This window comes from Longimonas sp. (genome assembly GCF_046498435.1).
In the GTDB taxonomy this organism is placed as follows: Bacteria; Bacteroidota; Rhodothermia; order Rhodothermales; family Salinibacteraceae; genus Longimonas.
Map to the genome: position 1 here is coordinate 1 of NZ_JAWOAR010000235.1, position 8,806 is coordinate 8,806.

At 62.7% G+C, this 8,806-nt stretch carries 9 protein-coding genes; 8 read left to right on the forward strand and 1 reads right to left on the reverse strand.

Annotation, left to right across the window (positions count from 1 at the left end; genetic code table 11):
- The coding region (locus tag R6U20_RS08935; RefSeq protein WP_410337509.1) for a Uma2 family endonuclease at nt 1-381 on the reverse strand (381 nt) is incomplete at its 3' end.
- 127 nt (nt 382-508) lie between these two features.
- On the opposite strand from R6U20_RS08935, the gene R6U20_RS08940 reads away from it, so the two are divergent.
- The 8 genes from R6U20_RS08940 (at nt 509) to msrA (ending at nt 8,515) form a co-directional block, all read left to right on the forward strand.
- Complete coding sequence (locus tag R6U20_RS08940; protein WP_410337510.1) at nt 509-835, forward strand: hypothetical protein; 327 nt, start codon at nt 509-511, stop codon at nt 833-835.
- A gap of 71 nt (nt 836-906) precedes the next feature.
- Nucleotides 907-3,027, forward strand: a complete 2,121-nt coding sequence (metG, locus tag R6U20_RS08945) for a methionine--tRNA ligase (RefSeq protein WP_410337511.1) — start codon at nt 907-909, stop codon at nt 3,025-3,027.
- Nucleotides 3,028-3,127: 100 nt separating this feature from the next.
- Entirely contained in the window at nt 3,128-3,913 is a 786-nt protein-coding gene (locus tag R6U20_RS08950) for an ABC transporter ATP-binding protein (protein ID WP_410337512.1), read from the forward strand.
- An 18-nt stretch (nt 3,914-3,931) separates the two neighbouring features.
- Nucleotides 3,932-4,507, forward strand: coding sequence for a cob(I)yrinic acid a,c-diamide adenosyltransferase (locus R6U20_RS08955; protein ID WP_410337513.1), 576 nt, complete (start codon nt 3,932-3,934; stop codon nt 4,505-4,507).
- A gap of 66 nt (nt 4,508-4,573) precedes the next feature.
- Complete coding sequence (locus R6U20_RS08960) at nt 4,574-5,908, forward strand: peptidoglycan DD-metalloendopeptidase family protein (RefSeq protein WP_410337514.1); 1,335 nt, start codon at nt 4,574-4,576, stop codon at nt 5,906-5,908.
- A 2-nt stretch (nt 5,909-5,910) separates the two neighbouring features.
- Nucleotides 5,911-6,906, forward strand: coding sequence for an isoaspartyl peptidase/L-asparaginase family protein (locus tag R6U20_RS08965; RefSeq protein ID WP_410337515.1), 996 nt, complete (start codon nt 5,911-5,913; stop codon nt 6,904-6,906).
- 80 nt (nt 6,907-6,986) lie between these two features.
- The gene (ccmA, locus tag R6U20_RS08970; protein WP_410337516.1) at nt 6,987-7,625 is read left to right on the forward strand and encodes a heme ABC exporter ATP-binding protein CcmA; all 639 of its coding nucleotides are present in this window, start codon (nt 6,987-6,989) and stop codon (nt 7,623-7,625) included.
- Nucleotides 7,626-7,978: 353 nt separating this feature from the next.
- Nucleotides 7,979-8,515, forward strand: a complete 537-nt coding sequence (gene msrA / locus R6U20_RS08975) for a peptide-methionine (S)-S-oxide reductase MsrA (RefSeq protein ID WP_410337517.1) — start codon at nt 7,979-7,981, stop codon at nt 8,513-8,515.
- Nucleotides 8,516-8,806: the final 291 nt, after the last annotated feature.

Consider the following 8,806-nt stretch of genomic DNA (forward strand, 5'->3'; position numbering starts at 1 on the left):
GTCGGCGACTTCGACAACGAGTAGTGCCTCGGAGGGATGCGCAGCGACGTGGTCCTCCAGCGATCCGGGCACCATCGCCACGTCGGGCTCCGGCTCGGAGTGGCTTCCCAGCGCCAGCGGATACTGCGTGCGCACGTAGGCAGCGGCGGGGCAGTGGGCATCGAGCACGCGGCGGATGCGCTCAACCGTGATCGTGTGGCGGGTGCTTTGTGGACTCATAGGGACGATGCGTCCTTCAATCAACTCCACCTGCTGGTCAGGAATGAACACGCCCGCATCCACCATACGCTCATACTGCGCACGCGAGAAGCGGTAGGCGTGGAGCGTGCTCGGTGCACGACGGGTATCGGGAGGGGCTGGGGGCGAGGTCGTTGCAGGCATGGCAGATTCGGCACTTTTCATGCATGGCTCACGGCAATGAACTGCATTCGCGTGCTGTGGTTTTTATACTGTAGTCGGTATTGTCCACCGCCGCAATTGTTCGACCTCGGTTCCCCACCATCGTTTTATGGCTACCTACAGCGAAGCAGACTTTGAGACCAGCCGGTTTGACTATGGCGAGCGCGTGCGTATCTTACTGCGCCATCCGAAGCACGGTGGCGTGTTTGGCGTGGCCGAGGGCACATGCGAGGCGCGCGAGGTTGATGTGGAGTTTGAGGCGCCCGATGGCACCATGCGCCGCAAAACGCTCGTCTGGCTCAAAGACATCGAGGGCTACGAGAAGCCGCACGAGAACATCCCCGACAAAACCAAGGAGGTGAAGGAAGCCTGGTTTGCCGAAGAGGCGCTGCGCAAGCTGGAGGGCTACATGCTCGACGGCGTCAGCTTTAACTAAATACGCGCCGGTTTCCTGCCCACGGCACGCCGCTTCGCATCCCCCAAACTCTTTTTTATTCAACGACTTACATGCCTGATCCGAACACGCGTCTCACCGTCACCGCTGCACTTCCCTATGCCAACGGTCCGCTGCACATTGGGCACCTGGCCGGGGCGTATCTGCCCGCCGATCTGTACGTGCGCTACCAGCGCCTGACCGGGCGCGACGTGGCGTTTGTGTGCGGATCTGACGAGATGGGCGTGGCGATTCTGATGCGCGCGCTCCGCGAAGACCGCACGCCGCAAGACATTGTGGATACGTATCATCCGCTCATTGAACAGAGCTTTGAGCGGTTCGGCATGAGCTTCGACCACTACGGGCGGACGACCGACGACCTGCACGCCGAGACCACCCGCGATTTCTTTCGCACCCTCGACGAGAAAGGTGCTTTCACCCTCAAAACGCAGGAGCAGCTCTATGACCCCGAGGCCGAGATGTTTTTGGCCGATCGGTTCGTGGTGGGTACCTGTCCGAAGTGCGGCTACGACGAAGCCTACGGCGACCAGTGCGAGCAGTGCGGGGCCACGCTGAGTCCAGATGAGCTGATCGACCCGCGCAGCACGCTGACTGATGCTACGCCTGAGCTCCGCGAAACCACCCACTGGTACCTGCCGCTCGATGACATGCAGGAGGATCTGGAATCGTGGATCGACACGCATCCCGAGTGGAAGAACAACGTGCGGGGGCAGATTCGGAGCTGGTTCAACGACGGCCTGCAGGCGCGCGCCATCACCCGCGATGTGCCGTGGGGCGTGCCCGTGCCCCGCGACGTGGCCGCGCGCCACGGCATTGACGCCGAGGGCAAGGTCATCTACGTGTGGTTCGATGCGCCCATCGGGTACATCTCCATCACCAAGCGCTGGGCCGAGGAGCAGGGTGATCCGGGGCGCTGGCGCGACTACTGGCAGGACGAGGACACCGAGCTCATCCACTTCGTGGGGAAAGACAACATCGTCTTTCACTGCCTCATGTTTCCGGCGATGCTCCAGGCGCACGGCGATTACGTGCTGCCCGAAAACGTGCCCGCCAACGAGTTCTTGAACCTGGAAGGCAAGAAGCTCTCCACCAGCCGCAACTGGGCGGTGTGGCTGCACGAGTATCTCGATGATTTCGAAGATACGCAGGGCGTGGATATGCTGCGCTATGCGCTGGCCACAACGCTTCCGGAGACAAAAGATGCCGATTTCTCGTGGGAGAGCTTCCAGAACCGCGTGAACGGCGAACTGGCCGATGTGCTGGGCAACTTCGTGAACCGCACCCTCACCTTTGCCGATCGCTACTTCGACGGCACCGTGCCCGAAGCCCAGGACCTGACCGACACCGACCAGGCTGTGCTCGATGCCCTTGGAGAAGCGCCCCGGGACATCGCCAACTCGTACAACGACTTTCGGATGCGCGAGGCCGTCACCAAGACCATGGCCCTGGCGCGGCGCGGCAACAAGTACTTCAACGATACTGAGCCCTGGCACACCCGCAAAAACAATCCGCAAGCCTGCGCCAACACGGTGCATGTGTGCCTGCAAATCTGTGCCGCGCTGGGCATCCTCATGGATCCAGTGGTGCCGCACGCTGCAGCGCGCCTGCGGCAGATGCTGAACCTGACGGATGTGCGCACCAGCACGCCCGATCCCGATCCGGCTCCTCGGGGCTGGCACGAAGCGGGCACCGCACTGCTGGAGCCCGGGCATCCCCTGAACGACCCTATTATTCTCTTTGATAAGTTAGACGACGACCGCATGGACGCACAACGCGACAAGCTGGGCCCCGACGACGCTGATACGACTGATTCTGAACCTACGCCCGAAGAACAGGGCTATGCCTCCCCCAAAGACGCCATCGAGTTTGGCGACTTTATGGAGATGGATCTGCGCGTGGGCGAAATTACCCACGCAGAGCCCGTTGAGGACGCCGACAAGCTGCTGCGCATGGAGGTGGACCTGGGCTACGAAGAGCGCCAGATTTTGGCGGGCATTGCGCAGCATATGGAGCCAGAGGCGATCATCGGGAAGCGTGTGACAGTGGTGGCGAATCTGGCACCAAAGACCATGTTTGGGCTGGAAAGCCAGGGTATGGTGCTCATGGGCGAAGACCGCGAGGGCAATCTCTCGCTCCTCACCACCGATGCAGAGCCGGGGTCGGTGGTGCGGTAAACCGTGACTACAATGCCCATGCGCGTCAGCCTGGTACAGTGCTTGTTGCGTATACGAGAGCGCCGTTCGTATTGCTGTACGTGTTATTTCTGTTGGATGCATGACGCCCGTGCTTGAAGCGCGATCGGTCACAGTCGTACGCAGCGGCAATCGCATTGTAGATGCGGTGTCCATGGATGTGCATGCAGGCGAGTGGCTGGGCGTCATTGGCCCCAACGGCAGTGGCAAGACCTCGCTCGTGCGTGTGCTTTCGGGCACGTGGACGCCCGACGCTGGTTCGGTGTGGCTGCGGGACGAAGCGCTTTCGGCGTATGCGCACCGCGAGCGCGCCCGGCAAATTGCAGTGGTAAAGCAAGCGCCGTATATTGCCTTCGACCTGACGGTACGCGAACTGATCATGCTGGGCCGAGCGCCCTACCGAGGCTGGATGCAGTCCTTTACCGGCGGCGATCAGGACCGCGTGATGGCTGCGCTCAAGGCGATGAATATTACGCACCTGGCCGACCGCGCCGTGCCATCGCTCAGTGGCGGCGAGCGTCAGCGCGCGTTCCTGGCGCAGGCCCTCGTGCAAGAGCCCACCGCCTGGCTGCTCGACGAACCGACGGCGCACCTGGACATTCAGTACTGCTTTTCGTTTTTTCAGCACCTGAAGCAGCGCCAATCCACCAACGAAGCCGTGATTGCTGTGGTGCACGACCTGGAACAGGCTGCTCGCTTTGCCGACCGCCTCCTACTCATGGATGGCGGACGCGTCGTAACAACGGGCCCGCCCCGCGAGGTGCTTACGCCCGAGCACCTGGCCCGCGTATTTGGCATTGACGCCACCCCCGAATCTACTCCCCATGGACTGCGCCTACAAGTGCACGGTCCGTTCGTATCTTCTTGATTTAGCACGTGTTCTGGTATGCCCAAAATCTACACCCGCACCGGCGACGACGGCACCACGGCCCTCTTTGGCGGGGATCGTGTCGGGAAAGGCCACCCGCGCATTCGGGCCTACGGCACCGTCGACGAGGTAAATGCGCTGGTTGGCGTGGCTCGCGCCCATCTGGCGGATACCGACGCTACCGCGCCGCTCCACGACATCTTTCAGGAGATTCAGGAAGACCTCTTCGTCGTAGGGGCCGACCTGGCCACGCCCGAAAATGCCAAACCGGTGGTGCCGCGCATTACCGAGGCGCATATCGACGGGATTGAGCAGCACATCGATACGCTCGAATCCGATCTGAAGCCGCTCAAGCACTTTGTGCTGCCGGGGGGGGCGCCTGCGGCGGCGGCGCTGCACAACGCCCGCACGGTGTGCCGCCGGGCCGAGCGCCTGAGCGTGGAAGCCAGTGCCTCAACCCCGCTGAACGAGCACGCCCTCGTGTACCTGAATCGCCTGTCGGACTTGCTCTTCGTGATGGCGCGCTGGGCCAACCATGCCGTAGGCGCCCCCGAGCACACCTGGGTGCCCGATACGAACGATTCGGCGTCGTAGAATCACAGCCCCTGCATCCCACCCCACTGCCACCCCGTTTCTCCCATCAACGGATAGGTTTTCCTTATGTCTGAATCCCGTATCACTCGCTGGAGCGCTGCGCTTCTTGGCGGCACATGCTCGCTCCTTCTCGTCGTACTGACGCTGTCGTTTATAGGCGACGACGACAAATCCGAAACATCGCCCCCGGCAGTGCAAACGGCATCGCTCGACGGGTCTTCGTCTGAGGCAGCATCCTCAGAATCCGCCTCGATGGATGCATATGGCGTGCCCACCACGCACAACTGGGACGTCACCGAGCGCACCATTCGCCGCAACCAGACCTTTGCCGATCTGCTGCGCGAGCATGGCTTGTCGTACCAGCAGGTGGTGAATGTGGCCAGCACCGTCGAAGACATCTACAATGTGCGACGCTTGCGAACGGGCAAGACGCTGCGCATCTACAAAAACCCGACCACCGAAACGGCACACTACGCCGTGTACACGCCCAGTTCGGAGCGCTACGTGGTGTACAACCTGCAGAATCCGGCAGACTCTAACGTCAACGAGCGCACCGTAAATACGGAATGGGCGCGCACATCGGGCACCATCAACGGCTCCCTGTATCAGACAATGATCGACAGCGGAGCGCATCCTGAACTCGTCATCAAACTGGCTGATGTGTACGCCTGGCAAGTGGACTTCTTCCGCCTGCAGCCCGGCGACCGGTTCGACATCATCTACGAAAAGCGGTCGGTTGAAGGCGAGCGCATCCGTCCCGGCGATGTGGTGGCAGCGCGCCTGGTGCACCGCGACACGCCATACTACGCTTTTCGCTTTCAGGAAGAATCGGACGAACGGGCCGAGTTCTACGACGAGGACGGAAACAGCCTGCGCCGCGAGTTTCTGCGCGCCCCGCTCGATTACGCTCGCATCAGTTCGCGCTTCTCGCAGAACCGGGTTCATCCCGTGCATGGCGTAAGTCGCCCCCACCACGGCACCGACTACGCAGCCCCCACGGGCACGCCCGTCCGTTCCGTGGGCGATGGGGTTGTAGAGTTTGCCGCCTACAAGGGTGCAAACGGCAACTACGTGCGCATTCGTCACAATGGCACCTACAGCACCGGATACCTGCATCTGAGTGGCTTTGCAGACGGCATTCGCCAGGGGGCTACGGTCAAGCAGGGCCAGACGATTGGATACGTCGGCTCCACCGGCACCTCCACCGGACCGCACCTCGACTACCGCGTGTGGAAGCACGGCACGCCCATCGATGCGCTCGAAATGGATCTGCCGCCCGCCTATCCGGTGACTCCCAGCCTGCGCCAGCCGTATATGCAGACCGTAGAGCGCCTGAAACCAATGCTGGAGCCCCCCACGCACTTTGCTGCCGAACGCGCGTCCGCTGCCCCCACCTCATAGCCATGGCTTTCTCTGGTGTATCGGGTACGGTGGGAGCGACCGGTCCCCTGACGCTGCTGCACGGCGGAGCCTGGGCCATCCCCGACGCGGCGCTCCCAGATCATCGGGAGGGGCTGGTGGAGGCAATGGCAACCGCCCAGTCCGCCTTTTCGGATGCAGTTCCGGCCATCGACGCCGTCACGCGCATTGTGGCTGCGCTCGAAGGGCACGGCGCGTTCGATGCGGGCTGTGGTGCTATGCTCAACCGCGCGGGCGAGGTCGAGCTCGATGCCGGTCTCATGGAGGGCCGCACCGGACGCTATGGCGGTGTGATGGCGGTGCAGCAGCTCGCGCACCCCATTCGCGTGGCCTGCGATCTGCTGCACCACGGCAACGGACAGGCGGCGCTGCTGGCGGGCGAAGGGGCCGAAGCCTTTGCCGAGCGGCACGGCCACCCGCTCGTGGCCAACGAGACGCTCATCTGTGAGCGCGAGCGCCAGCGCTACGCCGAAAACCTCGCTGAAGCTGCTGTTGATTCGAGCGAATCGTTCCTGCCCGACAACGCGCCCTCCGACACCGTCGGCGCAGTCGTGCGCGATGCCAATGGGCGCCTGGCTGCGGGCACCTCCACCGGCGGAACGCCCTTCAAGTGGCCCGGACGCGTGGGCGACTCACCACTCCCCGGCGCGGGCTACTACGCCACCAAAGACGCCGCCGCCTGTGCCACGGGCTGGGGCGAAGCCATTGCCGGGCACAGCCTGTGCGTTCGTGCTGTAGACGCCGTAGCTGCGGGCAACGCGCCACAAGCGGTAGCCGAGCGCCTGCTCACGAGTATGCACGAGCGCTACACGCATCCGCGAGGCGAGGGCGCACGGGCCGGACTCCTCGTGCTGCCTGCCACCGGACCAGGCGCGTGGGCCTTTACCACGCCACGGATGGCGCGGGGCGTGGCTACGACCACGCGCACTGCGATGGCTATTCGGAGAGAGACGCTGTTTCACCTACAGCACCCTTCCTAAACGCAGCAAACGATTACGCACCCACCCGCATCCGATTGGAGCCTGTTGGCACCCCCTGTTGCTTTCCCCTAAACGGACCTATGCCCACACCATCCATTCAGCTTACTGCACGCGGCATCGGCCAGCAGTTTGGGCGGCTGGTGCTCTTTCGGGACATGGATTTTGCCCTGCACGCGGGCACGTCGGTGGCGGTGACGGGCGCAAACGGGTCGGGGAAGTCCACGCTGCTACGCATTGTGCTCGGGCTGCTGACGCCCACGGTGGGCGAGGTGCAGTTGCAGGTGGATGCGGAGGCGGTGCCACGCGCTGAGCGGGTGCAGCATATGGGACTGGTAGCGCCGTATCTGGGTGTGTATGAGGCGCTTAGCGCACGTGAGAATCTGTCGTTTCTGGCACAGGCGCGCAGCGTGCCCGGGGCCGACGACCGCATTGCGGCGGTGCTTGAGCGGGTGGGGCTGACCAACCGGGCCGACGACGCGGTGGGCACCTACTCCTCGGGCATGCAGCAGCGCGTGAAGGTGGCCGCGGCGCTCTTGCACGAACCGCCCATTCTGATCCTCGACGAGCCCTCTACCAACCTCGACGCACCCGGGCGTGCGATGGTGCGTGCCGTGCAAGACGAGCACGTGGCGCAGGGTGGACTGCTCGTTGTGGCCACGAACCATGCCTCTGAGGCCGAGACCTGCGACCGTGCGATTGCGATTGGGGCGCACCAGTAGCGGCGGTGCTGCACACGCAAACTTGTTGTAAGGTGTGGGCGATGCATCAATCTTCTGGACAGGTCGGGGCGTATGCGTTCCCCTAAAACTATCCGGTAGTAGTCAGACGTTAGGTGATACCGTGCATACAGGACGTTCTGTCATGCTGAACGGAGTGAAGCATCTCAGGTCACGCGGACGGAAGATCTGCTTCGTGCTCCGATGCAGGGGGGCGGTGCCGAGCGTACGAGGCCAGCGTTGAGATCCTTCCCCCCGACAGCCGTCGGAGGTCAGGATGACCTGCGGATGGAGCTTTCAACGGTCATTAACCTTCTACCTACTACTCACCCCTTTTCAACCAGTCGAAAACAGCTATGGAACAAGCAACGCTTGGAGGAGGATGCTTTTGGTGCCTGGAAGCCGTGTATCAGCAGGTGCAGGGCGTGGAGGCGGTCGTGTCGGGCTATGCGGGCGGCCACGTGCCGAACCCGACGTACCGGCAGGTCTGTGGCAAAGACACCGGCCATGCCGAGGTCGTGCAGATAACGTTCGACCCGGAGCAGGTGTCGTACCGCACGCTGCTGGAGATCTTCTTTACGATCCACAACCCCACCACGCGCAACCGCGAAGGCGCTGATGTGGGGCCGCAGTACCGCTCCATCATTCTCTGGCACAACGCCGAGCAGAAAGAGACCGCCGAAGCGGTGATCGACGAACTGAACGCTTCGGTCTTTAGCGACGGCATCGTAACCGAGGTGGAGCCGCTCGACACCTTTTACGAGGCCGAGACCAACCACCAGGACTACTACGACACGAATCCGAATCGTCCGTACTGCCGTGCGGTCATCGACCCGAAACTGAAAAAGCTGCGCCAGAAGCACGCCGACAAGCTCCGTGGGGCGGTGGCGTAGTGCTGTGTCACACCTGAATGTTTAGGTACGGAGACTGTGCCAAACTCTGTGTCCCCCCAAAACCTGTCATGGTGAGCACGCGACGGGCCCAGCCCGGAGCACGCCGAACCATCTCCTCGACGCTCAGCGGGGCTCTAGGCGATTGAACGGCCCTGCCAACCTTGGGGGGAGATCTTTATTCACTGCGTTCATCAGTCGCTTCGCTCGTGTCAGGACTCCGCTTCGCTCCGCTCAAGATGACAGCATGCGAACGGGGACCTTACAACCCAAAGATTGACCTGTGACAAAGCA

What these genes read in the sequence shown, in the direction of transcription:
- metG (WP_410337511.1), top strand. Translation starts at nt 907, where the DNA reads ATGCCTGATCCGAACACGCGTCTCACCGTCACCGCTGCACTTCCCTAT.
- R6U20_RS08955 (WP_410337513.1), top strand. Translation starts at nt 3,932, where the DNA reads ATGCCCAAAATCTACACCCGCACCGGCGACGACGGCACCACGGCCCTC.
- R6U20_RS08940 (WP_410337510.1), top strand. Translation starts at nt 509, where the DNA reads ATGGCTACCTACAGCGAAGCAGACTTTGAGACCAGCCGGTTTGACTAT.
- ccmA (WP_410337516.1), top strand. Translation starts at nt 6,987, where the DNA reads ATGCCCACACCATCCATTCAGCTTACTGCACGCGGCATCGGCCAGCAG.
- msrA (WP_410337517.1), top strand. Translation starts at nt 7,979, where the DNA reads ATGGAACAAGCAACGCTTGGAGGAGGATGCTTTTGGTGCCTGGAAGCC.
- R6U20_RS08950 (WP_410337512.1), top strand. Translation starts at nt 3,128, where the DNA reads ATGACGCCCGTGCTTGAAGCGCGATCGGTCACAGTCGTACGCAGCGGC.
- R6U20_RS08960 (WP_410337514.1), top strand. Translation starts at nt 4,574, where the DNA reads ATGTCTGAATCCCGTATCACTCGCTGGAGCGCTGCGCTTCTTGGCGGC.
- R6U20_RS08965 (WP_410337515.1), top strand. Translation starts at nt 5,911, where the DNA reads ATGGCTTTCTCTGGTGTATCGGGTACGGTGGGAGCGACCGGTCCCCTG.